Raw genomic sequence first — 24,486 nt, 5'->3', positions numbered from 1 at the left:
GCAACAAGTCAAAATTTGCGGTTCGAGCAGGTTCATAGGTAAAGACGGTTCAAAGCTGACGGTTTGATGCAGAGCACGAGGAGCCCGTTAATGACAAAATCCGCTGCCGCCCTAGTCGTAGCCGCAGGGCGTGGCACCCGTCTTGCGGGCTCCGGCGAAGCGTTACCCAAGCAATACAGGCCGCTGGCTGGCCGTCCGGTGCTGACCCATACACTGAATGCACTTGGGAATCACCCCCGGATCTGCCGGGTCGTAACCGCAATTCACCCTGACGATGTGAGCCATTTTTCTGACGCGGCTGCAGGTGTTGATCCGGGCTGTGCCCGCAAGATCGGATCTGCCGTCTTTGGAGGGGCGACCAGGCAACAATCGGTTCTGGCCGGATTGAAGGCGCTGGCTCAAGAGGGATTTGATTTCGTCCTGATCCACGACGCGGCCAGACCGTTTCTTCCCTCGGCCGTAATCGACCGCTTGCTTGAACGCCTGGATGCTGGAGAGGAAGGTGTTCTCGCGGCCTTGCCAGTCGCAGACACCTTGAAACGGGCTGACACGACAGGCCGCTCGATAGCAACCGTCGACAGAACAGGGCTTTGGGCAGCACAGACACCACAGGCGTTTTCCCTTCATCGCATTTTGACGGCACACGAAAAGGCAATTGCAGCCGGTAAAACCGATTTCACCGACGACACGGGCCTTGCGGAATGGGATGAGATGTCCATTGTCCTGACAGAGGGCGATCCAGCCGCGTTTAAAATCACGACTGCCGCTGACCTGCGGCGCGCAGAACAACAAGCCGAGTTACAGCAGATGTCCACCACTTCCGCCACGCCCATGCCGCTCTCGGCTCTTGCCGATGTCAGAACGGGGATCGGCTACGACGTTCATGCCTTTGAGGACGGCGACGTCGTCATATTGGGCGGAGTGGCTATTCCGCACACTCAGAAGCTCAAAGGTCATTCCGACGCAGATGTGGTTTTACACGCCATCACCGACGCAACTTTGGGCGCTATCGGTGATGGAGACATCGGTCAGCATTTTCCGCCAAGCGATCCGCAATGGAAAGGCGCATCATCCGACCGGTTTCAACAGGACGCCATGCGTCGTCTGTCCGAGCGCGGCGGAAGACTGGCTCATGTAGATGTCACCATCGTATGCGAAGAGCCGAAGATAGGTCCGCACCGCGAGGAAATTCGCGCGTCGCTTGCCAGGGTCTGCTCCATGCCTGTCTCAAGGATATCCGTCAAGGCGACGACATCGGAACGCCTCGGTTTCACAGGCCGCAAGGAAGGCATCGCGGCCCTGGCCAGCGTGACGGTTCGCCTGCCCTTTCACGACGAGGACTAGACACCAATGACCGAGACATCCCCAAAAAGTCTGGAGGAGCTGGCACCTCTGACAATCGCCGTACTCGACGGGCTGATGGCGGCCGGAAAGATGGTGGCAACGGCAGAATCCTGTACTGGTGGTCTTATCTGTGGAGCACTCACGGAAATCGCCGGGTCTTCAGCTGCTGTGGACCGAGGCTTTGTGACCTATTCCAATGAAGCAAAAACCGAAATGCTCGGAGTGCCAAAGACCCTCATCGACATGCACGGTGCCGTCAGCAAGGAAGTTGCCATTGCAATGGCCGAAGGTGCTCTTGCCCACTCCAATGCGGATGTCGCAGTCTCTGTAACCGGCATCGCGGGACCAGGCGGTGGCAGCGCCGAAAAGCCTGTCGGCACAGTTCACGTTGCGGTCGCGGTAAAGGACCGGCCGACGGACCATGTCCATTGCTGGTTTGCCGACAACGGCCGGCAATCGATCCGGCTGGCGACGGTCAGGACTGCACTCACATCGATTTTAAATGCAATTTCCTGAGTAAACGCTCATTAACGCTCACCGGAGTTCGCGCTGGGCAACAATTTCATCATATGTATATTTCGGGAAACTTGACCTCAACGTAACTCAAGATCCGATCCTATATGTTGAAACCAGCGACCATACTGGCTGCACTTTTGTGCGCAGGCTCCACCGCTTTGGCAGGGGCTATTCCTCAGCCGGGTGATTTCTACCTGATTTCACGTGATCGCGGCGGCCACTTCGTCGGCAGCCACAAGCTTTTTACCGATTACGTCCACGGGCTGAACAAGGTCTCTTATTGTGATCGCAGCTATTTTGTGCGCAGCCACTCTGTCGCCTGGACGCAGGTAGAAGCGGAACGCGGCAACACCGTTCAGGTGGAATTCAACTTCGGTCGCGGCTGGCGCCCTATCTGCGGCAACCCCGAGCAACAGGTCAAGCTTGAGGATATCGGCATCACGGTAAGTGCGCACGATCTGCTTGCCAAATCAGACGAGCCATCCGCTCCGCAAAGCCGCCTTTCCGCTATTGGGGCAATGTTCAGCGATACTTCCGAGGAAGGTCACGCCACCTATCACACGCGCTAAGACATGGTCTCTCAGCGCCTTTGTTAGAAATTTCTATAAAGAAATCAGCGTCTTTCAAATTTTAGTAAAACTCATTTCCCTCACGAAATCTCTTTTACAAACACTTGCCCTATGGTCACCATAAGCAGGAACCAACGCGCGAAATGATTTCGCGGTAAAGGGAACGGGATATGTCAATCCAGCGTGCGCTTCTTGCAGGAGGTGCCTTCTTCCTTGCTTGCGCAACTGCGCAGGCCGGCAGCACGACTCCGAAGCCAGGCGACACTTATATAATTTCTCGCGACGGCAACAAGCTGTTCCGCGGTTCCCACCGTATCTATGACCGGATGGCAGACGGACTGGTGCAAGTTCAGTACTGCGGCAGATCCTACTGGGTACGCTATGCAACCGTGGCCTGGACGCAGCTCGAAGTGCAACGGGAATATGAAGTCCGCGTAGAGTTCAACCGGGGCAAGGGCTGGCGCCCGATATGCGATCATCCTGAAGAACAGGTAACGCTGGAAGACCTCGGCGTGCAGGACGATCCGCGGCTTGTCGTTCAAAACGACGGAAGCACCGTTAACCGGGTAAACCGGTTTTCCGTCATTCGCGAAGCCTTCAAAACAACGAGCGGCGACAGCGCTGCCAAATCGTATCACGGCAACTGATAAAAGCCGGCACCCGGCCGGTAAGGCTCGGGTAAGCTGGTCAGCTTAGACTTTCAACAAGAACAGGTGACAAAACGCGCATAAAAAAAGGACCCAGACATGAAACGCGCTCTCGCGTTCTTCGCAACTCTGATCGCTGCTGGTAGCACGTTTACCGGCGACGCATACGCTCAGAGTGATTTTTATATCAGGTCCCAATACTCAAATGGCACGTTCACCGGTTTTCATGAAATCCTGACAAAACCCAAAGAAGGCTACTACAAGGCCCGTTATTGTGACCGCACCTTCTGGGTGTCCTCCAACACGGTGATCTGGACCGAAGAGGAAGCTGCCGCGGGTCGGGACCTTGTCGTTGAAGAAAATGTTGGTGCCAGCCGCACACCGGTCTGTACCGATTACACCTCCTTCGCAACGCTCGAGAGCCTTGGTCTGAAGAAGAAGGAAATCGAACAGATCCGCCGCAAGGCAGAACCGCTCGACATGCAGTCGAGCCGTATCCGCATCATTCGCGACGCTTTCAAACAGTTCAAGTAAACCGCAGAAACCTGGGCTCAGGTACCGTAAACCTGATCGGCCCGGGCTTCAAAGGCGCTGGAAAACTTCCTGAAAGCCCTCTCGAACATGACGCCCATGAGGGAGCCAAGTGTCTTGCTGCGGAATTCATAGGAAATATAGAAGCCAACGGTGCAGGCGCCCTCACCTGCCTCTTCGAAGGTCCACCTGTTTTCCAGGTGCTTGAACGGCCCATCAAGATATTCCACCAGGATCGTCCGTTCCTGCGGGCGCAGTTCAACGCGGCTGGTGAATGTTTCCTTGAACAGCTTGTAGGCGACCGTCATGTCAGCCACCAGCACCGTGCGTCCGCCGTCCAGTTCCTTGCGGCCACGAACCTGCAGATCCTGGCACAGAGGCACGAATTCTGGATAGCGCTCAACGTCTGCAACAAGGCGGAACATTTCCTCCGCCTTGTGGTTGACCTTATGGTCGGATGAAAAACTGGGCATACGGTGTCCAGTGTCCTGTTGCTTTGGCGTTAGTGGCCGAGCTTTGCTTTACGGGCTGCGCGAAGATCCGCGAAATCCTCACCAGCATGGTGTGACGACCGCGTCAACGGGCTGGCAGACACCTTCAGAAAGCCTTTCGCATAAGCGATGCGCTCATAACCCTTGAATTCCTCCGGCGTCACAAAGGACACGACCGGATGGTGCTTCTTCGAAGGTTGCAAATACTGCCCGACTGTCAGGAAATCGACATCCGCGGCTCTCAGGTCGTCCATCAACTGCAGCACTTCGTTACGCACTTCACCCAACCCGACCATGATGCCCGACTTGGTGAACATCTCGGGATCCAGTTCCTTGACCTTCTGGAGAAGGCGGATCGAGTGGAAGTAACGAGCCCCCGGCCGTACGGTCAGATATTTCGACGGCACGGTTTCAAGGTTGTGGTTGAAGACGTCGGGTTTTGCCGCGACGACAATCTCCAGAGCACCGTCCTTGCGCAGGAAATCAGGCGTCAGAACCTCAATCGTGGTCGACGGCGCAGTCTTGCGAAGGGCAGCGATCACATCGGCAAAGTGCTGCGCACCGCCATCGTCCAGATCGTCCCGGTCAACAGAGGTGATCACCACATGCTCAAGACCCATGGCGGCGACGGCATCCGCAACGCCCTGGGCTTCCTTGGGATCGACAGGACCCGGCATGCCGGTGCGCACGTTACAGAAGGCGCAGGCGCGTGTGCAGGTGTCGCCGAGAATCATGAAGCTGGCATGTTTCTTGGACCAGCATTCACCGATGTTCGGGCACCCCGCCTCTTCGCAGACCGTCACAAGATTGTTCTCGCGCACGACGTTCTGCGTTTCGCGATAGATCGGGGACGTCGGAGCTTTGACACGAATCCATTGCGGCTTGCGCTGGATCGGATTGTCCGGACGATGAGCCTTTTCCGGATGGCGCGGGCGCACTTCGGATTGCTGCTGCGGGCGATTGAGCGTGTCGACGATCGTAACCATGGACCTTAAGTGTCGTTATTCAGGTGAAAGGTCAAGACGGATTAGCGTTAAGCCAGCTATGTGCTGAACGCAGGTCCGGTCAGTTCATGAAGCCGCTTCCTGGCGCGTTCGGAAAGCGGCTGGGACTTGCGCGTCTCCTCGTTCATCTGGACGATGACCGTTACGGCTTGTGCGACCGGTTTTCCATCCTGAAAAACCTTCTGGAACAGCTTGAACGAACTGCGCCCGACGTCAAGCACGACAGTGCCTATTTCCACCTCGCCCGGCCAGTTGATTTCCGCCAGAAAGTCCAGTTCCAGCCGCGCGATCACGAAGGCTGCGTGATCTTCCGCCAATGCCTCGCTGTAGAGCAACTCGACTCGTCCGGTCTCCAGAAAGGTTGCGAAGACAGCGTTGTTGATATGCCCCTGCCGGTCCGTATCTCCGTAGCGAAGTTTGTCCCCTGCTGTCAGGGCAAAATCGACCAGATTATCGAATTTGTCCGGCTCTGCGTTCACTTGAAAACCTTCTTCCAGATGAACAGGAACAGGATGGAGCCCAGTACCGCGATAATAAGCCGGTCGAGAATGCCGCCTGTCATGTGGAGATTTAAGAGATGCGCGAGCTCCCCCCCGACAAGCGCCCCGACAAGACCGACGACAAGGCTGCCGAGAAAACCACCGCGGCTATCCAGCACCCGGTGAGCGACGGCGCCCGCAATGAGGCCGATGATGATTGTGATGATCCACCCCATCGCGGGCTCCTCTTTTCGTGAAAAATCGTTTGGTCAGGCGATCAGTCGAGCCAGAAGAACCACGACTATCGCCCCAATGGCAGCCACGACGATTTCATTGACGTAGACATTTCCCAGATTGACGTTGATGCCCGCAAGCTTGAACAGGAAACCGCCGACAAACGCGCCGATGAGACCGCTGACGAGGTAGCGGATCAGACCGCCGCCGCCAACGACGACGCTTGCCAGCCAGCCGGCAATAATGCCGATTGCGACCCAGATCAGAATTGCTTTTACATCCATTACTGACGGCTCCTTTCAGCCTTTACCCAGACGGCCTCACGTTACCCATTTCAGAAGGCGCGTCCAGACCAATGATATCGTGATTGGCCTTCAAGCCTGCGTAACCGCTTGAACTGCTTCTGTCTTGGAATGCGCTAAAGGCAGGAAGGCCCCGGTGCTTTTCCGGGGCCGACAGGGATCAGGCGTTCAGCACTCTGCCGTACGCGTCGAGCACGGATTCCTTCATCATTTCCGACAGGGTCGGATGCGGGAAGATCGTGTGCATCAGCTCTTCTTCGGTCGTCTCGAGGTTCATGGCGACAACGAAACCCTGGATGAGTTCGGTAACCTCGGCACCGCACATATGCGCTCCGAGAAGCTCTCCGGACTTCTTGTCGAAAATAACCTTGATCATGCCATTGTCTTCGCCAAGCGCGATTGCCTTGCCGTTGGCGTTAAACATGTAACGCCCGACACGGATTTCGCGGCCCTGTTCCTTGGCCTTTGCTTCGGTGAGACCAACGGAGGCGACCTGCGGGTTGCAGTAGGTACAGCCCGGTATCTTGCGATGATCCATTGCATGAACACCCGGCACGTCCGCAATCTTCTCGATGCAGATGACACCTTCATGTTCGGCCTTGTGGGCCAGCATCGGCGGACCGGCGACATCGCCGATGGCATAGATGCCGGGAACGTTGGTACGGCCGTATTCATCGATCACGACACAACCGCGGTCGGTCTTTACGCCAAGGGCTTCCAGACCGATATTTTCGATATTGCCCTGAACGCCGACGGCGGAAATCAGGTGATCAGCCGTAATCTGGCTCACCTTGCCGTCCTTGGTCTCCACATGGGCGGTAATCGAACTTGCGGCCTTGTCGACCTTCGTCACCTTGGCTTCGGTAATGATTTTCAGGCCGCGTTTCTCGAGAGCCTTGCGGGCGAACTTCGAGATTTCCTCGTCCTCGACCGGCATCACGTTGGCCATCAGTTCGACAACGGTCACGTCAACGCCCATGGAGAGGTAGAAGGACGCGAACTCAATACCGATCGCGCCGGAGCCCATGACGACGAGAGACTTTGGCATCTTGGCGGGTTTCATGGCCTCGAAATAGGTCCAGATCAACTTGCCATCCGGCTCGATGCCCGGCAGCGAGCGCGGACGGGCACCGGTCGCCACGATGATGTGCTTGGCCGTGTAGGTACCTTCGCCCTTCACGCCTTTCGGGATCGGGTTCTGCGGCTCGACTACAGGCTTGGAAGATTTTCCGACTTTGACTTCGCCCGGTTTGGTGAGCTTGGCTTCACCCCAGATCACGTCGATCTTGTTTTTCTTCATGAGAAAGCCGACGCCGCCGTTCAGCCGAGCGGACACGCCGCGAGAACGTGCGACGACATCCTTGACGTCGGCCTTCATGGCGCCTTCCAGGGTCAGGCCAAAACTCTTGGCATGGTTGGCATGATCTAGGATTTCGGCAGAGCGCAGCAGAGCCTTTGTCGGAATGCAGCCCCAGTTGAGGCAGATCCCCCCCAGGTGCTCGCGTTCGACAATCGCAGTCTTGAAGCCCAACTGGGCAGAACGGATAGCGGTCACATAACCACCCGGCCCGGAGCCGATGATGATCACGTCGTAATTGGTATCAGCCATGGTGTTGTTCCCCGGCGATTGAAGTCATCGATTGAAAACGGCGCGGCATCGCCGCCGCGCCTGAGATGAGGCTTAGACAAGCATGCTCATCGGGTTTTCGATGTAGCCCTTGAAGGCGGCCAGCAGTTCGGCGCCGAGCGCGCCGTCCACGCAGCGGTGGTCGGTGGAAAGCGTGACGCTCATCACCGTGGCAACCGCCAGTTCACCGTTCTTCACCACAGGACGTTTTTCGCCGGCGCCGACGGCCAGAATGGTCGCGTGCGGCGGATTGACGACGGCCGAGAAGTTCTTCACGCCCATCATGCCCATGTTGGACACCGCAGTGGTACCACCCTGGTACTCTTCCGGCTTCAGCTTCCGCTCTTTCGCCCGCTTGCCGTAATCCTTCATTTCATTGGAAATGACGGAAAGCGGCTTTTCTTCTGCGCGGCGGATAATCGGCGTGATCAGGCCGCCCGGGATGGAGACGGCGACGCCGACATCGGCATGCTTGTGCATGACCATGTTTTCGTCGGTCCAGGAGACATTCGCGTTCGGAACGTCGCGAAGGGCCAGGGCCAGGGCCTTGATCGTCATGTCGTTGACAGACAGCTTGTAGGCGGGCTTGCCTTCCTTGTCCTTCGCGGCAGCATCATTGAGCTGCGTGCGAAGTGCCAAAAGCGCGTCGAGTTCACAGTCCACGGACACATAAAAGTGCGGAATGGTCTGCTTGGACTCGGTGAGACGCTTGGCGATGGTCTTGCGCATGCCGTCATGCGGCACGAGCTCGTAGCTGTCCTTGTCGAACAGTTTCAGAACCTGATCTGCCGACGCCCCGGTTGCCGGTGCCGATGCAGCAGCAGCAGCCTTGGGAGCTTCTGCAGCAGCAGGAGCTGCCGTACCCGTGCCGGCCGCAAGAGCTTCTTCGATGTCGCGCTTGACGATACGGCCATGAGGACCAGACCCGGAGAGCGCTTTCAGGTCGAGACCGTTCAGCTTGGCAAGGCGCCGGGCAAGCGGCGACGAGAAGATGCGGTCGCCGTCGGCGTTTTTGGGCGCCGGAACCGGATCCGTGGCTGCCTTGGCCCCAACTTCGATCGCCGACGAGCTTTCCGGAACAGCCGGCACCTTGTCGCCACCGGACTTTTCTGCCGGAGCAGAACCGCCCGAAGTGTCGATGGCACTGGCATCCTCACCGTCTTCCAGAAGAACGGCAATCAGCTCGTTGACCTTCACGCCTGCGGTTCCCGCAGGCACGACGATCTTGCCGACCGTTCCTTCGTCAACGGCTTCCACTTCCATGGTCGCCTTGTCGGTTTCAATCTCGGCGATCACATCGCCTGCCGAAACCTGATCGCCTTCCTTGACCAGCCATTTGGCCAGGTTGCCCTCCTCCATGGTTGGAGAAAGGGCCGGCATGGTAATATTGATTGGCATGTCCGTCTCCCTGGCCTCAGGCGGTGTAGGTTACGGCTTTGACCGCATCGATGACTTCGCCAACGTTCGGCAGAGCCAGCTTTTCCAAGTTTGCGGCATAAGGCATGGGAACGTCCTTGCCGGTCACGCGCAGGATCGGTGCGTCGAGATAGTCGAACGCCTTTTCCTGGACCTGGTAGGCGATTTCCGATGAGACAGAGCACATCGGGAAGGCTTCTTCGATCGTCACGATGCGGCCCGTCTTGCGGACGGACGCCAACACGGTGTCGATGTCCAGCGGACGGATGGTGCGCAAGTTGATGACTTCGGCGGAGATCCCCATGCCGGCCAGCTCTTCCGCCGCCTTCATGGTGTAGGTCATGCCAATACCCCAGGAAACCAGCGTCACGTCCGTTCCGCCACGTTCCACCTTGGCCTTGCCGATCGGTAGGACAAAGTCGTCCATGTCCGGAACTTCGAACGAATGTCCGTAAAGGATTTCGTTTTCCAGGAAGATAACCGGGTTCGGATCGCGAATGGCGGCCTTCAAAAGGCCTTTTGCATCCGCGGCCGAATAAGGCTGGATAACCTTCAGGCCAGGAACATGCGCATACCAGGCGGCATAATCCTGCGAGTGCTGGGCCCCCACGCGCGCTGCGGCGCCGTTCGGTCCGCGGAACACGATAGGCGCGCCCATCTGACCGCCGGACATGTAAAGCGTCTTTGCTGCGGAGTTAATGATCTGGTCTATCGCCTGCATGGCAAAGTTGAAGGTCATGAACTCGACAATCGGCTTCAGACCGGCCATCGCAGCGCCAACACCAAGACCGGCAAAGCCATGCTCGGTGATCGGCGTATCGATGACGCGTTTGGCGGAAAACTCGTCAAGCAGGCCCTGGGTGATCTTGTAGGCACCCTGGTACTCGGCAACCTCTTCCCCCATGACGAAGACGTCGGGATCGCGGCGCATTTCCTCTGCCATGGCGTCGCGCAGAGCTTCGCGCACGGTGGAGGACTTCATCTTTGTGCCTTCCGGAACTTCCGGATCGTCGGCAGTCTCTGGCGCAGGTGCAGCCGGTGTTGGCGCAGACGCGACGGCCGGCGCGCTTGATGAACTCGAGGCGCTTGAAGCTTCAGCTTCGGCAGGAGCCGGTTTTTCTTCGGCCGGCTTCTCCCCGCTTGAGTCGATGGCACTGGCGTCTTCGCCCTCAGCCAGGAGAACGGCAATCTTGGCGTTCACCTTGACGTTGTCTGTGCCTTCGGCAACCAGGATCTTTCCAAGCGTGCCTTCATCGACCGCCTCGACTTCCATGGTGGCCTTGTCGGTCTCGATTTCGGCGATCACATCGCCAGCGGAGATGGTGTCGCCCTCGGCCTTGAGCCATTTGGCGAGCTTGCCTTCTTCCATTGTCGGCGAAAGCGCCGGCATCAAAATGTCAATCGGCATGTTGTCCCCCGGCCTTAGAGCAGAATGTCGGTGTAAAGTTCAGACGCATCCGGTTCCGGATCGGTCTGGGCAAATTCGGCAGCTTCCGCGACCCGGGCGCGTACGTCCTTGTCGATCGCCTTCAGATCGTCTTCGGAAGCCCAACCCTTGTCCATGAGGCGTGCACGCACCTGCTCGATCGGGTCGTGTTCGGTCCGCATCTTCTGAACTTCGTCCTTGGAGCGGTATTTCGCCGGATCCGACATGGAGTGTCCGCGGTAGCGGTAGGTAATCATTTCAAGAATGAACGGTCCCTTGCCTTCACGGCACCATTCCAGGGCCTCTTCCGAGGCTGCCTTGACGGCGCGCACATCCATCCCGTCGACCTGTTTGCCAGGAATGTTGAAAGAGGCACCACGCTGGGAGAGGTCGGTTGTGGCGGATGCGCGGGCAACGCTGGTGCCCATGCCGTACTTATTGTTCTCGACCACATAAACGACCGGCAGCTTCCAAAGCTCGGCCATGTTGAAGCTCTCGTAGACCTGGCCCTGATTGGACGCACCGTCGCCGAAGAAGGCCATCGCCACGTTTCCGTTCTCACGGTATTTGTTGGCAAAGCCGAGACCGGTTCCAAGGGACACCTGGGCGCCAACGATGCCGTGGCCGCCATAAAAATGTTTCTCCTTGGAAAACATGTGCATGGAGCCGCCCTTGCCTTTCGACAAGCCACCGCGACGACCGGTCAATTCCGCCATCACGCCTTTCGGATCGAGGTCCATCGCCAGCATGTGGCCGTGGTCCCGATAGCCGGTGATCATCTGATCGCCGTCTTTCTTGGCCATCTGCATACCGACGACGACAGCTTCCTGTCCGATATACAGATGACAGAAGCCGCCGATGAGGCCCATACCGTACAATTGTCCGGCTTTTTCCTCAAATCGGCGGATCAGAAGCATTTCTCGGTAAGCGTGAAGTTCTTCGTCCTTATCGAACTCGGCGATTGCAGGCTGCGCCTTCTTGGCGGAGCCGCGTGTCCGGCTGGTGCTCTTGGAGCTAGCGGAAGTGGTCTTTGATGCTGTGGCCATAACCCTCATCTCGGCGTGACGTTTCCCCTAAGATAGGTAGGAGCAACTTATCCGGTTGGGTCTGTCAATCCAATCCATGCATCTCGCACTGCAACAATTGAACGAAGTTTATGTAATTGCAGGAGAATATTTGATTTAACTGATTTTTTGTTAATCACTCAAAATCAACCAAAAATCAGTTCATGCTGTAACGATGCCCCGGCCGCAGAACAACCAACTCGTCGGGATGGACCAGGTTGAGATTGAGCCTAGCGCGCTCATCCAGCATGTCCGGATCAAGGCTCTCCGGACGAAGCAGGCTAACCTTGGCAACCAGCTCCTGACGCTGCGCGGTCAGGTCGGCCAGCTCCGTTTCAAGTTCCGACACCTGACGCTCGATCATGGCACGGCCAACCATGCCGAGCTCACCGCTCATGGCATGGAAGCCAAAATAACCGAGCGCCGCAATAGCGATTGCGGGCGTAATCAACCTGCGGAGAAAGGATTGTTTTCGCTGACGGGTAGCTGCTCGGGGCACTCTTTGGACCTTAACGCTGATACACTGGCCTCTTGGTACTCCCAATATGCGGTCTTAGGTTTAATAGAGTCTTGAGACAGCCAATCAAATGCACGGTAAATTTGTGTCCGTCAGGAGAAGCCCGATGGATGAATTCGCGTTCGCACGCGCAGAAATGATCGAACAGCAGCTACGGGCTCGCGGTATTCGCGACGAAAGGGTTTTGGCCGCCATGGCCAAAGTGCCGCGTCACCTGTTCGTTCCTGAGGACCAGAAAAACCGCGCTTATTGGGACGGCCCGCTCTCAATCGGAGAAGGCCAGACCATATCCCAACCTTATGTGGTGGCCCTCACCTGCGAACTCCTGGAAATCGCCGAAAACAACACGGTTCTTGAAGTTGGGGCCGGGTCGGGCTACGCGGCAGCTGTGCTTGCAAACCTGGCACGAAAGGTCGTCACACTCGAGCGCCTTCCGGAGCTTGCCCAGCTGGCCCGGGAAAATCTGGAGAAGGCCGGTTGCAGCAGTGTCGAGGTTATTTGCACCGACGGAACTCTAGGCTGCCCCTCCGAATCCCCCTTTGATACGATCGCCGTTGCCGCAGGCGCGCCAGCAGTTCCAGACTCCCTCAAAAAACAACTCAAGGTTGGAGGGCGACTTGTAATTCCGGTTGGCCGGTCAAGACGGCAACAGGATCTGACACGTGTGCAGCGGCTCTCCGAAACAGAGTGGCAAACGGACAATCTCGGTGCGGTTGCCTACGTGCCGCTGGTTGGCGCCGAAGGCTGGGCGATTGGAGATTGACGTCCGTCGGCCTGCATCCTTCCAGCATTCGCCACCCCTGCCCGCACGTCTTCTCCGCACGTGATTCCAGAGACCTTTGACGAAACAGTTCGTAGATCGGGATCCCTGACACCAGCGTGAGATGTGTAAGGGAACCGAGCCCTGCCTCAGGCGGCAGCCAGCCGCGCCAGCTTGGTCAGCACCGTTGCAGTGCCTTTCAGGCGCGCATCTGTTTTCTCCCAGTCGCGTGTCAGGACCACCTTCTGATCAGGCCTGATTTTCGCAAGCACACCCTGTTCGGCGATATAGGAAACGAGCCCCGCCGGATTGGAGAATTCGCTGTTGCGGAACGTGATGACGATCCCCTTCGGACCGGCATCGACCTTTTCGACATTGGCCTTGCGGCATAGTCCCTTGATGAAGACGATCTTGAGGAGATGCTGCACTTCTTCCGGTAGCGGCCCAAAGCGGTCGATCAGTTCCGCACCAAAGGAGTCGATTTCCTCCGCCTCGGTAACATCGCCCAGACGGCGATAAAGCTGAAGGCGCAGTTGCAGGTCGGCGACATAATCCTCCGGAATGAGAACCGGCGTGCCGATGTTGATCTGCGGCGACCACTGCTCGTCGCCGAAATCCGCTCCGCCATCCTTGAGCTGGGCAACTGCCTCTTCCAGCATCTGCTGGTACAGTTCGAAGCCGACTTCCTTGATATGTCCGGATTGTTCTTCGCCCAGCAGATTCCCTGCCCCGCGAATGTCGAGATCGTGGCTTGCCAACTGGAAGCCGGCCCCAAGCGTTTCCAGTGATTGAAGCACCTTGAGGCGCCGTTCGGCGGTGGCCGTCAAAGTCTTGTTGGCGGGAACCGTGAAAAGCGCATAGGCGCGGGTCTTGGACCGGCCGACACGGCCCCGCAACTGATAGAGCTGCGCAAGTCCGAACATATCGGCCCGGTGCACGATCAATGTGTTGGCTGTCGGGATGTCCAGACCGGATTCCACGATCGTCGTAGACAGCAAAACGTTATATTTGCCCTCGTAAAAGGCATTCATGACGTCCTCCAGCTCGCCCGGAGGCATCTGGCCGTGGGCGACCGCCACCTTAAGTTCCGGCACTTGATTTTCCAGGAACTCCAGGCGCTCGGCAATATCCGCCAGGCGCGGACAGACATAGAAGCTTTGTCCGCCGCGATAATGCTCACGCAGAAGTGCTTCGCGAACCACCAGCGGATCGAAGGGCGAGACAAACGTTCGCACTGCCAGACGATCGACCGGCGGCGTTGCGATGAGCGACAGTTCACGCACACCCGTGAGTGCGAGCTGCAATGTCCGTGGGATCGGCGTTGCCGAAAGCGTCAACACGTGAACGTCCGACTTCAGCTCCTTCAGCCGCTCCTTGTGCTTCACGCCGAAATGCTGTTCCTCGTCGATAATCAGAAGACCGAGATCCCGGAACTCGATGGATTTGCCCAGCAAGGCATGGGTGCCGACGACAATATCGACGGACCCGTCAGCGATGCCTTTCTTGGTGAGGTTCAGCTGCTTGGCTGGCACAAGGCGTGACGCGTGGGCAACATTGATCGGCAGACCATGAAAGCGTTCGGAGAAGGTCTTGAAGTGCTGGCGGGCCAAAAGCGTCGTTGGCACAACCACCGCCACCTGGCGGCCAGACATGGCGGCAATGAAGGCCGCACGCAGCGCAACCTCAGTCTTGCCGAAGCCGACGTCACCACACACCAGCCGGTCCATCGGTCGGCCGGACGACAGGTCCTCGAAAACGGCGTCGATGGCCGTGAGCTGATCGTCAGTTTCCTCGTATGGGAACCTTGTCGCGAACTCATCGTAGACACCTTCCGGCGTTTCCACCACCGGTGCGGTCTTGAGCGCGCGTTGCGCCGCCGTCTTGATCAACCCGTCGGCAATTTCCAGAATGCGCTTCTTGAGCTTCGCCTTTCGTGCCTGCCAGGCGCCGCCGCCAAGCTTGTCGAGCTGCGCTTCCTGGTCTTCCGAGCCATAGCGGGACAGAAGCTCGATGTTTTCGACCGGGAGGTAGAGTTTGTCGCCACCGGCATATTGCAGTTCAAGGCAGTCGTGCGGCGCACCGACAGCTTCGATCGTCTTGAGGCCGATGAAGCGGCCAATACCGTGGTCGACATGAACAACAAGATCGCCTTCCGAAAGGCCCGTCGCTTCGGTGATGACATTGGCGCCCTTGGCCTTGCGGCGCGACTTGCGCACAAGCCTGTCGCCGAGAATGTCCTGCTCGCCGATGAAGACCACGTCTTTGAGTTCGAAGCCGTGTTCGATCCCAAGGACGCAAAGCGCAGTCGTTTTTGCCGGAAGGTCCTCAATGTCCTTGAGCGTGTCCGCGTTCTTGACCGCGCCAAGACCATGATCTTCAAGGATCTGGCCAAGGCGGTCCCTCGAGCCTTCCGACCAGCAGGCAATCACTGTGCGTTTGCCCTGCTTTTGCAGGTCGCGCACATGAGTGGTCAGCGCGTCGAAAATATTGATGTCGCCCGCAGCCCGCTCGGCTGCAAAACTGCGTCCCTGGCGCCCGCCCAGCTCGACAATTTTCTTGCCGGTGCCTGGCGGCGGCGTAAAGGGATCAAGCGCAGCGCTTGCCCTGTCGGCAACAGCTGCACGCCATTCCCCTTCGGTAAAATAGAGACTGGCCGGCTCCACCGGTATGTAAGGCACCGTTCCGGCGCTGGTCCCCATTTCACGCGCTTCCTGACGCGCCCGATAATATTCGTTGACCTGATCGACCCGTTCACGCACCGCGTCGCTCATACTGGTGTCGAGCACGACAGGTGTGTCGCCGATATACTCGAACAGGGTTTCCAGCCGGTCGTGGAACAGCGGCAGCCAGTGCTCCATACCTGCGTACCGGCGACCGTCGCTGATCGATTGATAGAGCACGTCCTCGCGGCTGGCCGCGCCGAAATTCGCCAGATAGGAACGACGGAAGCGTGAGATCGCCTCTTCCGACAGGACGACCTCGCTCATCGGCACCAGATCGAGCCGCTTGAGCTGCCTGGAGGTCCGCTGTGTTTCCGCATTGAAGGACCGTATCGACTCCAGCGTATCGCCGAAGAAATCCAGCCTCACCGGCTCTTCCGCGCCCGGTGCGAACAAATCGACAATGCCGCCACGCACCGCATATTCGCCGGTCTCACGCACTGTTGGAGTACGCGAAAAGCCGTTCATTTCCAGCCACGCCGAAATCGCCGTCATGTCCACCCGGTTTCCCGGTGCCATGGAGAACGTCTGGTCGGCCATGAAGGAGCGCTCGGGAACACGCTGCAGAGCTGCGTTGAGCGTCGTCATCAAGACGGTTTTCTTGCCGTCCTTGATGCCTCGCGCAAGTTGGCCGAGCGCCAGCAGACGGCGCGCACTGATGGCCGGATTTGGTGAGACGCGATCGTATGGCAGGCAGTCCCAGGCGGGAAGCTGAAGGATGTCGACAGACGGATCGAAGAACTGGAGCGCTTCGCTGACCATGGCCATGCGCGTGGCGTCGCGCGCGACGAACACCAGGGCAAGTCCCTGCGCGCCGGTTTCGGCAAGCAGCCTTGCAAGTGCGTAGCTTTCAGCGCCATCCGGAACGCCGGCAAGCGTCACGTTGGCCTGATCCTTAAGCAGGCTGTCAAACACGGCTGGTGTCCTTGTTGTTATTTAACGAACCCGGCCGGACCGGCCGCTTCATGGTAGGCGATAATGCGTCGGTAAAGCGGCCCATCCCACTCCTGCGGCAAGGGTTTGCGCCCGGTCATCCAGGCGTAAAGATCCTGGTCATGCGCAGTCAGCAGATGTTCGAGTTCGCGCAGCTCTTCTTCTGACAGGCTGTCGATCTTGGCATCGGCAAAGCCGCCCAACAGCAGGTCCATTTCTTTCATGCCCCGATGCCAGCACCGAAACAGTATTTTCTTGCGCCGGGAATCCCGTTCGCCGCCATTGGTATCGACTTGCGTTCCGGACATTTCGGACATGTGAAACAGACCTATGTGAAGCGAACCGGCGTGCGGCGAAGGCCGTTCTGCTTTCAGCGGGCAAGCCGGACGTGTGAATTTGTGCCGGTTATATAACGCTAGAGTTCGAGCTTGTCAGCGCCCAGTTCACAGAATGTTCTATTTGTTGCGCAGCGCTCCGCCTTCGTGGCAGAACAGGGGTCCCTGACGCCTGACGTCCTGCCACCTTTCAAAGGTTTACACGCCGAACATGCGCCCGCCGGTCCTCGATCCCCTGTTTGCCCCGGTTTCGACCTTGCCCGGAATCGGGCCGAAGATCGAGAAACTCGTGTCAGGCCTTGTCGGCAGCCAGCCCGACCGCGACGCGACGGTTGCGGACCTGCTCTTTCACATTCCACATAGCCTGATCGACCGGCGCCACCGCCCGGGCATCGCCTTCTCGGAAAATGGCGACATCGTTACGCTGGACGTCACCATTGGCCGGCACATGGCGCCTCCCCGCAATTCAAAGGCGCCATACCGGATCAACGCATTCGATGAGACCGGCCAGATCACCTTCGTATTCTTTCACCCGCGCCGCGATTGGCTGGAAAAAACCTTTCCCGAAGGCGAGCGCAGAATCGTTTCCGGGAAGGTCGAATGGTTCAACGAACGCCCGCAGATGGTGCATCCGGACTATTCGCTGAAACCTGAAGAGGCGGAAGAGATGCCGGCAATCGAGCCGGTTTATCCACTCACTGCCGGATTGGCCTCCAAGACCCTGCAAAAGGCTGTTCGGGCCGCCGTCGACCGTATTCCCGTTCTTCCGGAATGGCTGAATGAGGCACATCTTCACCAGACAGGCTGGCCAGACTTTGCTGAAGCCCTGAAAACCCTGCACGCCCCGCATGAACGCAGCGACATCGAACCAGCCTCACCTTACATGCAGCGCCTCGCCTATGACGAATTGCTTGCCAGCCAACTGGCCCTTGCCATGGTACGCGCGCATATGCGCACGCTCAGCGGCATTGCCCGCAAGCCGAAGGGAGATCTGCAAAAGGCGGTTATCGCGTCTCTGCCGTTTCAATTGACCGCCAGCCAGGCAAAGGCAATAGAGGAAATAAACGACGACCTCGCCAAACCGGTGCGCATGTTGCGACTTCTGCAAGGGGACGTTGGCGCAGGCAAGACCGTGGTTGCGCTGGCCGCCCTCGCGCAGGTGATCGAAACCGGTGCCCAAGGGGCCCTGATGGCGCCAACGGAAATCCTCGCCCGTCAGCACTACGCGTCAATGTTGCCGCTATGCGAGAAGGCCGGCATTCGCCTTGCTCTGATGACTGGAAAGGACAGCCAGAAGGAGCGCCGCATCCGACAGGAGCAGCTTGATGCCGGAGAGATCGACCTGGTGGTCGGCACCCACGCCCTATTCCAGGGAAGTGTAACCTTCCGCAACCTCGCTATGGTCGTCGTCGATGAACAACATCGCTTCGGTGTCCATCAGAGGCTCGCTCTTTCCGCGAAGGGAAATGGCGTCGATGTTCTGGTCATGACCGCAACCCCCATCCCGCGAACACTGGTGCTGACCGGCTTCGGCGACATGGATGTCTCACGCCTGACGGACAAACCTGCAGGCCGAAAGCCGATCACCACCGTCTCGGTCTCACTGGACCGTCTGGACGAAATCATCGGCCGGGTCGGCGCTGCGGTCGCCGACGGCCAGAAGGTCTATTGGGTGTGTCCGCTGGTCGAAGAATCCGAAAAGATCGATCTTGCCGCAGTCGAAGAACGTCACCGTATTCTGGAACATGCCCTCAGGCAGCGGGTTTCGCTGGTCCACGGACGCATGAATGCCGACGAGAAGGACGCCGCAATGGCTGACTTCAAGTCGGGAGTGACCAAGGTTCTGGTGGCGACCACCGTCATCGAAGTCGGCGTCGATGTGCCTGATGCCACGATTATCGTGATCGAACACGCCGAACGCTTCGGCCTGGCGCAGTTGCATCAGTTACGCGGCCGGGTTGGCCGTGGCGACAAGCCATCCTCCTGCGTTCTTCTTTACAAGGGACCGCTTGGTGAAACGGCTGGTGCCCGGCTCAACATCATGCGCCAGACGAATGACGGCTTCCTGATCGCCGAAGAGGATCTCAAACTGCGCGGCGGTGGTGAAATTCTCGGCACCCGTCAGTCCGGTACTCCGGGATTTCGCATTGCGCGAGCCGATGAACACGCCGATCTGATGGAAGTTGCCCGCGACGATGCCCGGCTGATCCTTGAACTCGATCCCGATCTGAAAACAAAACGTGGCGAGGCCCTTCGGTGCCTGCTGTATCTGTTTGGGCGGGACGCTGCCATCAGGCTTCTCCGGGCAGGCTGACGGATTTCAGAAAGCTTTCGAACCCGAACGTCCCTCGATAATGCCGCCCGACGAGCATCGGCCACGATATCGTCTGCACTGCGCACGAAGCGCGTCAGATCAACCTTACGCTACTCGCAAAAGGAGCCTATTCCGCAGCCTGAAAATGGCTGTCCACGCAGGAAGCCGCACTCACGCGTCTTCCGACGTCCTGACGCGCTCCAATTGAACCGGGTCAACGATATCGTCAGCAAGTATTTCCGGGTATTTCGGATTGACGAGGCCAGCGGAGATGACGAGCTTTGCCGCATCCTCGACGCTCATGTCCAGCTCGATGACATCTTCCTTTGGCACGAACAGAAGAAAGCCCGACGTCGGATTTGGCGTAGTCGGCAGAAACACGGAAAGCGTGTCGGCCTTGTCCTTGAGCCTGCGTTCCACTTCCCCCTTGGTGTCGGTGGAAATGAACACGATTGCCCAGAGGCCGCGACGTGGATATTCGATGAGCGCAGCCGTTGTGAAGCTGCTTCCTCGCTCATCAAGCACCGTCTCAAAAATTTGCTTCAAGCCGCTGTAAATATTACGAACGAGCGGCATTCTGCCAACGATCTTCTCGCCAACAGAGATGAAACTGCGGCCAAGAAAGTTGGCAGCGAGAAACCCGACCATCGTCAGCACGAAGATTGCGACGATGAGCCCGAAACCGGGTATCGGAAACGGCAGATAGGTGTCGGGGTTGTAAAGTTTGGGCACGAATGGCTTGACCCAGCCGTCGACCCATTTGATGAAGGTCCAGGTCAGCCACAGGGTGATGCCGATTGGGCCGGCAATCACCAGCCCGGTCAGAAAGTAGTTACGAAGACGCGTTGTCGCACGCGGCCGATGGCCTATCTTGTTGGCCTCTTCTGTCTTATGTTTGTGTCGGCTCATGGGTTAAACCCGAAACTTCCCTGTGTGTGCTCGTCTTTTCAACTGACCCGCACTTAGATAAGCATCTTTATCGCGGCGCGGTATCTTTCGCTCGATTTATTTTTCAGCGATATTTTCAAATTGTGCCGGATTTGGAGGCAGTGTTGCGGCGGACCACGTTCAAACTTCTGGGAACCGGATGCGTCGGCCTCGGGATTGTCGGTGCATTTTTACCCATCCTGCCAAGCACCATCTTTTTCATTCTGGCCGCAGCCTGCTTTGCCAGATCCTCTCCCGCGCTTGAAGCCCGGATCCTCAACCACCCCATCTTCGGGCCACCCGTGGTCGCCTGGCGTGAGCATGGTGCGATCCCGCCAAAAGCAAAGATCTTCGCCGTTTCCGGCATGACCTTTGGCTACTTTGTCTTCTATCTATCGGCCCATCCTGGCCTGTGGCTTGCCATCGGCGTCGGACTGTTCATGATCGGCTGCGCCGCCTACGTTCTGTCGCGTCCATCCGGACCGGGCAGCACTCCGCCTGACGGCTGCAAGGATCCGTCTTGATCTTTGGGGGTAGACCCTAAGGCTGAGTGTCCGGAATGAGCCGCTTGCCCAGGGCAACGGCTTTTTCTTCCGCATACCCCAGTTCCTCGTAGAACCGCAGAACCTTTTCGTTTCCCTGACGCACCATCAGGTTGATCTTCGGGCACCCACGCGCGGTCAGAAAGGCCTCACAGCGATTCATCAGCATCTTGCCGAGCCCAGCCGTCTGGTAATCAGGATCGACAGAAAGATAGTTGATCGACCCGCGATGACCGTCATACCCGGCCATCACGGACCCAATCACCCTGTCTCCACGTAGCAGCACGAAAAAAGCACCGTTTTCGTCGGTCAACTTGCGGTCGATGTCCTTGTCCGGATCATTCCAGGGACGCGTCAGACCGCACTTCTCCCAAAGCGCGATCACATCGCTCCGGTACCGTTCCTCAAACGGCAGAACCCGGTCATCTCTGCTTGCACCATCCATGGATCATTCGACCGTTACGGATTTTGCCAGGTTCCGCGGCTGGTCGACATCTGTGCCCATGAACACGGCTGTATGATAGGCAATAAGCTGAACGGGAAGCGCGTAAATGATCGGCGCGACAATGTCGGACATATCCGGCAGGATGACCGTGTTTTCAGCGGCATTGCCGCATTCCGCCGCGCCGCGCTGATCGGTAATCAGGACGATCCGCCCGCCTCGCGCCGCGACTTCCTGCATGTTGGAAACGGTCTTCTCATAAATCGCATCAAAGGGTGCAATCACGAAAACCGGCATGTTTTCGTCGATCAGCGCAATCGGCCCGTGCTTCAGTTCCCCGGCTGCATAGCCTTCCGCGTGAATATAGGAGAGTTCCTTGAGCTTGAGCGCACCTTCCAGCGCTAGCGGGAAATTGGTTGCCCTGCCAAGATAAAGTGCGTTGCTTGCCTTGGAGAGCGGATGCGCCAGCTTCTCGATGTCGCTTTCGCAGGCCAGGGCCTTGAGTGCAAGGCTCGGAACTTCCGTCAACTCGGCGACCAGTTCCTGTTCCTGCTCGGCCGTCAGCACGCCGCGCTCCCGTCCGGCCTGCAAAGCGAGTGCCGCCAGCACCGCTAGCTGGCAGGTGAAAGCTTTTGTCGAGGCAACGCCGATCTCCGGTCCCGCAACGGTCTGGAAAACCTTATCGGCTTCCCGCGAGATCGTGCTTTCCGGAACGTTGACGATTGCACCGATCGTGGCACCATTCGTCTTGCAATACCTGAGCGAAGCCAACGTGTCGGCAGTCTCACCGGACTGAGAAATCACCAGCGCCGTATCCTTGTCGCTGACAGGCGTTTCCCGGTAGCGGAACTCGCTGGCAATATCGATTTCCACCGGCAGGCGGGCGTATTTCTCGAACCAGTATTTGGACACCAGACCAGCAAGGTAAGCTGTTCCGCAGGCAGTGATGATCAGCCGCGACAGGTCCTTGAACTTCAGCTCTTCGGCCCCTTCGACCCGAGCACGTTTTGTCGTGTAATCGAAGTAGCGGGACAGCGTATGGCCAAGAACTTCAGGCTGTTCGTGGATCTCCTTGGCCATGAAATGCTTGTAATTGCCCTTGTCCATCAGGCTGGAAGTGACAGACGACTTGGCCTCAGGGCGGCTGACGGGCTGGTTGTCCTGATCGAAGATCTGAACACCTGCCCTTGTGATGACTGCCCAGTCCCCTTCATCGAGATAGGTAATCCGGTCGGTAAACGGCGACAGGGCGATGGCATCCGAACCGAAGAACATTTCGCCGTCACCATGACCGACCGCAAGAGGCGACCCCTTGCGAGCTCCGATGAGAAGATCCTCTTCACCGGAAAACAGCATGGCAAGTGCGAAAGCACCTTTCAGGCGCGGCAGAACTTCTGCGACAGCATCCTTCGGAGACAGGCCTTTTGCCATCGCCAGGTTGACCAGATGGGCCACGACTTCGGTATCTGTTTCCGTATTCAGCACCGCGCCGGCAGCAACGATTTCCTCACGCAGTTCCAGATAGTTTTCGATGATGCCATTGTGAACGACGGCAACCGAGCCGGCCTGATGCGGATGGGCATTTGCCACCGTCGGCGCACCATGTGTGGCCCACCGCGTGTGGCCAATGCCGGACAGACCCATAAGAGGGGATTTTTCGAGAACCGCTTCCAGATTGCGGAGCTTGCCTTCTGCCCTGCGGCGCACAATGGCCCCGTCCACCAGTGTGGCAACGCCGGCTGAATCGTATCCCCGGTATTCCAGACGCTTGAGCGAATCCACTATCCGCGGCGCCGCATCAACTGTTCCCAACACGCCAACAATGCCACACATGCAATAAGCCCTTTAAAAATGAATCTGCTGCACCGCACTGCTTTAGACGACGGTGCTGAACAATCAGAAATCAATCCCTGTTTCAGAAAATGACAGGGGCTAAAAATTGTTTGAACGTCAGGATTTGGCGCTCTTGGCCGCCTGCAGCCGTTCACGCAACTCCTTGGCCTTGCCTTCCTTCACGGTCTGGCGAGCCCGCCCGAAAGCCATGGAATCTGGCTCCACATTGTCCGTGATGACGCTTCCCGCTGCAACAAACGTGCCGCTGCCAAGTGTTACCGGCGCAACGAGTGTGGAGTTGGATCCGACAAAGCTGCCCGCTCCGATGTCCGTGTGGTGTTTCAGGTAGCCATCGTAATTGCAGGTGATCGTGCCCGCACCGATGTTCGACTTGGAACCGACGCTGGCATCACCGATATAGCTGAGATGATTGGCCTTGGCGCCGTCGCCGAATGTTGCGTTTTTCACTTCCACGAAATTGCCGACACGGGTATCGGCGCCAAGAACTGCGCCCGGGCGCAATCGCGCATAGGGACCAACTACACTGCTTTCACCGACGTACGCGCCCTCCAGATGACTGAAGGCCCTGATCCTTGCGCCAGCGGCAACCTTCACCCCTGGCCCGAAAACCACGTTTTGCTCGATGACGCAATCTGCTTCCAGAGCCGTGTCGTGAGAGAAGAAAACCGTGTGCGGCGCCAGCATCGTGCAGCCGTTTTCCAAAGCAGCCTGTCGCATCCGATCCTGGAAATCGGCTTCACAAGCGGCCAGTTGCGCACGCGTGTTTATGCCTTGCGTTTCCACTTCAGACGCGGAAACCGCGACAACTTTCAGACCCCGGCCGTTGGCAATTTCAACCGCATCCGTCAGGTAGAATTCGCTCTTGGCATTGGCATTACCGATCGCATCCAGCAATGAGAGCGCATGTTTGCCTGAAAAGCCCATGATGCCGGAATTGCAGAATGTGATCTTCCGCTCGTCGTCCGAAGCATCCTTTTCTTCCCGGATGGCCATCAGACGGCCGTTTTCAGTCACAAGCCGTCCATAGCCAAAGGGCTGACGCGCCTCAAACCCGAGGACGGCAACATCCGCTCCTTCAGCCAACGCGTTGCGGACCTTACCGATCGTCTCAGAGGTCACCAGCGGCGTATCGCCAAACAGGATCAGAACATCGTCCGAAGTCGTACTGAGCGCGGCACGCGCTGCAAGAGCCGCGTGCGCCGTCCCCAGCCGCTCGTGCTGAATGTGGCAGGTCGCCTCCGGCGCCAAAACCTGCACCAGCTTTTCAAGCTTCGGCATGTCCGGTCCGGTAACCACAGAAATCCGGTCGGATCCTGCCAGCTTTAGCGCCTTGACCACATGTCCGACCAGCGGCAAGCCGCCGATCTCGTGCATCACCTTTGGCAGGTCGGATTTCATGCGGGTGCCGAGCCCGGCGGCCAGAACAATCGAAAGGCAAGAACGGGAAGTCATCAATGGTCCACTGTCAAATATCCGGGCATCGCCCACATGT

The 24,486-nt window shown here is 58.0% G+C and carries 24 protein-coding genes; 8 read left to right on the top strand and 16 right to left on the bottom strand.

What is annotated here, in order from left to right:
- The first annotated feature begins 90 nt into the window (after positions 1-90).
- From V1T76_RS16360 to V1T76_RS16340, 5 genes are all read left to right on the top strand, one after another.
- Positions 91-1,344 carry a bifunctional 2-C-methyl-D-erythritol 4-phosphate cytidylyltransferase/2-C-methyl-D-erythritol 2,4-cyclodiphosphate synthase gene (locus tag V1T76_RS16360; protein ID WP_330561719.1) on the top strand — a complete coding sequence of 418 codons (1,254 nt, stop codon included), beginning with the start codon at positions 91-93 and terminating at the stop codon, positions 1,342-1,344.
- Positions 1,345-1,350: 6 nt separating this feature from the next.
- Positions 1,351-1,860: a CinA family protein gene (locus V1T76_RS16355; RefSeq protein ID WP_330561718.1), complete on the top strand. Its 510-nt coding sequence runs from the start codon at positions 1,351-1,353 to the stop codon at positions 1,858-1,860.
- Between the two features lie 104 nt (positions 1,861-1,964).
- A complete protein-coding gene (locus tag V1T76_RS16350; RefSeq protein ID WP_330561717.1) occupies positions 1,965-2,429 on the top strand; it encodes a hypothetical protein in 465 nt (154 codons plus the stop codon).
- A gap of 170 nt (positions 2,430-2,599) precedes the next feature.
- Positions 2,600-3,076 carry a hypothetical protein gene (locus V1T76_RS16345; protein WP_330561716.1) on the top strand — a complete coding sequence of 159 codons (477 nt, stop codon included), beginning with the start codon at positions 2,600-2,602 and terminating at the stop codon, positions 3,074-3,076.
- 99 nt (positions 3,077-3,175) lie between these two features.
- Positions 3,176-3,610 (top strand): hypothetical protein, encoded by a 435-nt coding sequence (locus V1T76_RS16340; protein WP_330561715.1) that lies wholly within the window; start codon positions 3,176-3,178, stop codon positions 3,608-3,610.
- A gap of 17 nt (positions 3,611-3,627) precedes the next feature.
- On the opposite strand, the gene V1T76_RS16335 is transcribed toward V1T76_RS16340, so the two are convergent.
- The 10 genes from V1T76_RS16335 to V1T76_RS16290 all read right to left on the bottom strand — a co-directional run bounded on the left by V1T76_RS16335 (position 3,628) and on the right by V1T76_RS16290 (position 12,149).
- On the bottom strand, positions 3,628-4,080 hold the full coding sequence (locus V1T76_RS16335) for a type II toxin-antitoxin system RatA family toxin (RefSeq protein ID WP_330561714.1): 453 nt from the start codon (positions 4,078-4,080) through the stop codon (positions 3,628-3,630).
- A 29-nt stretch (positions 4,081-4,109) separates the two neighbouring features.
- Positions 4,110-5,084, bottom strand: coding sequence for a lipoyl synthase (lipA, locus tag V1T76_RS16330; RefSeq protein ID WP_330561713.1), 975 nt, complete (start codon positions 5,082-5,084; stop codon positions 4,110-4,112).
- Between the two features lie 56 nt (positions 5,085-5,140).
- Positions 5,141-5,581, bottom strand: a complete 441-nt coding sequence (locus tag V1T76_RS16325) for an acyl-CoA thioesterase (RefSeq protein ID WP_330561712.1) — start codon at positions 5,579-5,581, stop codon at positions 5,141-5,143.
- A complete protein-coding gene (locus V1T76_RS16320; RefSeq protein WP_330561711.1) occupies positions 5,578-5,817 on the bottom strand; it encodes a GlsB/YeaQ/YmgE family stress response membrane protein in 240 nt (79 codons plus the stop codon). Before V1T76_RS16320 ends, V1T76_RS16325 begins: the two co-directional genes overlap by 4 nt.
- A gap of 33 nt (positions 5,818-5,850) precedes the next feature.
- Positions 5,851-6,099: a GlsB/YeaQ/YmgE family stress response membrane protein gene (locus tag V1T76_RS16315; RefSeq protein ID WP_330561710.1), complete on the bottom strand. Its 249-nt coding sequence runs from the start codon at positions 6,097-6,099 to the stop codon at positions 5,851-5,853.
- A 178-nt stretch (positions 6,100-6,277) separates the two neighbouring features.
- Complete coding sequence (lpdA, locus tag V1T76_RS16310; protein ID WP_330561709.1) at positions 6,278-7,726, bottom strand: dihydrolipoyl dehydrogenase; 1,449 nt, start codon at positions 7,724-7,726, stop codon at positions 6,278-6,280.
- A 72-nt stretch (positions 7,727-7,798) separates the two neighbouring features.
- Positions 7,799-9,142 (bottom strand): pyruvate dehydrogenase complex dihydrolipoamide acetyltransferase, encoded by a 1,344-nt coding sequence (locus V1T76_RS16305; RefSeq protein WP_330561708.1) that lies wholly within the window; start codon positions 9,140-9,142, stop codon positions 7,799-7,801.
- A 16-nt stretch (positions 9,143-9,158) separates the two neighbouring features.
- The gene (locus tag V1T76_RS16300) at positions 9,159-10,568 is read right to left on the bottom strand and encodes a pyruvate dehydrogenase complex E1 component subunit beta (protein ID WP_330561707.1); all 1,410 of its coding nucleotides are present in this window, start codon (positions 10,566-10,568) and stop codon (positions 9,159-9,161) included.
- Positions 10,569-10,582: 14 nt separating this feature from the next.
- Positions 10,583-11,632: a pyruvate dehydrogenase (acetyl-transferring) E1 component subunit alpha gene (pdhA, locus tag V1T76_RS16295; RefSeq protein ID WP_330561706.1), complete on the bottom strand. Its 1,050-nt coding sequence runs from the start codon at positions 11,630-11,632 to the stop codon at positions 10,583-10,585.
- A gap of 175 nt (positions 11,633-11,807) precedes the next feature.
- Positions 11,808-12,149 carry an FtsB family cell division protein gene (locus V1T76_RS16290; RefSeq protein WP_330561705.1) on the bottom strand — a complete coding sequence of 114 codons (342 nt, stop codon included), beginning with the start codon at positions 12,147-12,149 and terminating at the stop codon, positions 11,808-11,810.
- 124 nt (positions 12,150-12,273) lie between these two features.
- Here V1T76_RS16290 and V1T76_RS16285 point away from each other — a divergent pair, with 124 nt between their 5' ends.
- Positions 12,274-12,930: a protein-L-isoaspartate(D-aspartate) O-methyltransferase gene (locus tag V1T76_RS16285; RefSeq protein ID WP_330561704.1), complete on the top strand. Its 657-nt coding sequence runs from the start codon at positions 12,274-12,276 to the stop codon at positions 12,928-12,930.
- Positions 12,931-13,076: 146 nt separating this feature from the next.
- Here V1T76_RS16285 and mfd read toward each other — a convergent pair whose 3' ends face one another.
- Together mfd and V1T76_RS16275 are read right to left on the bottom strand one after the other, a co-directional pair.
- The gene (gene mfd / locus V1T76_RS16280; protein ID WP_330561703.1) at positions 13,077-16,562 is read right to left on the bottom strand and encodes a transcription-repair coupling factor; all 3,486 of its coding nucleotides are present in this window, start codon (positions 16,560-16,562) and stop codon (positions 13,077-13,079) included.
- 17 nt (positions 16,563-16,579) lie between these two features.
- Positions 16,580-16,888, bottom strand: coding sequence for an FAD assembly factor SdhE (locus V1T76_RS16275; protein ID WP_040439968.1), 309 nt, complete (start codon positions 16,886-16,888; stop codon positions 16,580-16,582).
- A gap of 238 nt (positions 16,889-17,126) precedes the next feature.
- Here V1T76_RS16275 and recG point away from each other — a divergent pair, with 238 nt between their 5' ends.
- Complete coding sequence (recG, locus tag V1T76_RS16270; RefSeq protein ID WP_330561702.1) at positions 17,127-19,229, top strand: ATP-dependent DNA helicase RecG; 2,103 nt, start codon at positions 17,127-17,129, stop codon at positions 19,227-19,229.
- A 171-nt stretch (positions 19,230-19,400) separates the two neighbouring features.
- Here the strand turns inward: recG and V1T76_RS16265 are convergent, their stop codons facing one another.
- Positions 19,401-20,138 (bottom strand): DUF502 domain-containing protein, encoded by a 738-nt coding sequence (locus tag V1T76_RS16265; protein ID WP_330561701.1) that lies wholly within the window; start codon positions 20,136-20,138, stop codon positions 19,401-19,403.
- A 143-nt stretch (positions 20,139-20,281) separates the two neighbouring features.
- Between V1T76_RS16265 and V1T76_RS16260 the strand changes: the two genes are divergently transcribed.
- Positions 20,282-20,680: a YbaN family protein gene (locus V1T76_RS16260; protein ID WP_442970132.1), complete on the top strand. Its 399-nt coding sequence runs from the start codon at positions 20,282-20,284 to the stop codon at positions 20,678-20,680.
- Between the two features lie 16 nt (positions 20,681-20,696).
- Here the strand turns inward: V1T76_RS16260 and V1T76_RS16255 are convergent, their stop codons facing one another.
- The 3 genes from V1T76_RS16255 to glmU form a co-directional block, all read right to left on the bottom strand.
- Positions 20,697-21,143 (bottom strand): GNAT family acetyltransferase, encoded by a 447-nt coding sequence (locus V1T76_RS16255; RefSeq protein WP_330561699.1) that lies wholly within the window; start codon positions 21,141-21,143, stop codon positions 20,697-20,699.
- A gap of 3 nt (positions 21,144-21,146) precedes the next feature.
- Positions 21,147-22,973, bottom strand: a complete 1,827-nt coding sequence (gene glmS / locus V1T76_RS16250) for a glutamine--fructose-6-phosphate transaminase (isomerizing) (protein ID WP_330561698.1) — start codon at positions 22,971-22,973, stop codon at positions 21,147-21,149.
- Positions 22,974-23,090: 117 nt separating this feature from the next.
- Positions 23,091-24,446 (bottom strand): bifunctional UDP-N-acetylglucosamine diphosphorylase/glucosamine-1-phosphate N-acetyltransferase GlmU, encoded by a 1,356-nt coding sequence (gene glmU / locus V1T76_RS16245; protein ID WP_330561697.1) that lies wholly within the window; start codon positions 24,444-24,446, stop codon positions 23,091-23,093.
- Positions 24,447-24,486: the final 40 nt, after the last annotated feature.

The organism is Roseibium sp. FZY0029 (assembly GCF_036350355.1).
Lineage (GTDB): Bacteria > Pseudomonadota > Alphaproteobacteria > Rhizobiales > Stappiaceae > Roseibium.
The sequence above is the reverse complement of the archived record's forward strand: the minus strand, read 5'-3'. Positions and strand labels throughout refer to the sequence as shown.